General features: G+C 46.1%; 1 protein-coding gene. It reads left to right on the forward strand.

Features of this window, described 5'->3' with window-relative positions:
* Positions 1-7: 7 nt before the first annotated feature.
* Positions 8-709: cytochrome-c peroxidase (locus tag IM797_RS28200; protein ID WP_370583134.1), on the forward strand; the 702-nt coding region annotated here is incomplete at its 3' end.

Raw genomic sequence — 709 nt, forward strand, 5'->3', positions numbered from 1 at the left:
CAATCCGATCAAAGAAGAGATTGAAAAGTTTCTGGGTTTTCAGAAACCAGCTAATTTTCCTGAGCCTGTATATAATCTAGCCAATAATCCCGTTACCAAAGAAGGATTTGAACTGGGCCGGGCATTGTTTTACGAACCCAGACTTTCAAGGAATAATACCATTACATGCGGCTCCTGCCATATCCAGTCTTCTGCATTTACGCAGCACGGACACGATGTGAGCCACGGTATTGATGACCGCCTGGGAACACGTAACTCACCGCCAATTATGAACCTGGCCTGGAATAAGGCCTTTATGTGGGGCGGTGGCGTTTTTGACCTGGACCTGCAACCGATCACGCCCATCACTACCCATGAAGAAATGGACGAAAATCTGGAAAATGTATTGAACAAGATCCGGGCACTGCCTAAGTATACGGCCATGTTTAAAGGCGCTTTTGGAACAGAAGAGGTCACAACCGCACGTTTCATGAAAGCCTTATCTCAATTTATGGTCATGTGTGTAAGCAGCAATTCTAAATACGATAAGGTAATGCGTAAGGAAGCTGGTGCAACCTTTACTGCTGATGAGCAGGCTGGCTATGTGCTGTTCAAGGACAAATGCGCTTCCTGTCATTCCGAGCCTTTGTTTACCGACGGATCTTTTCGTAACAACGGTTTGGGGATCAGCACAATAAATGACAAGGGTTTGTATGGTGCTACGCTGCTG

This window comes from Pedobacter sp. MC2016-24 (genome assembly GCF_015223055.1).
Lineage (GTDB): Bacteria > Bacteroidota > Bacteroidia > Sphingobacteriales > Sphingobacteriaceae > Pedobacter.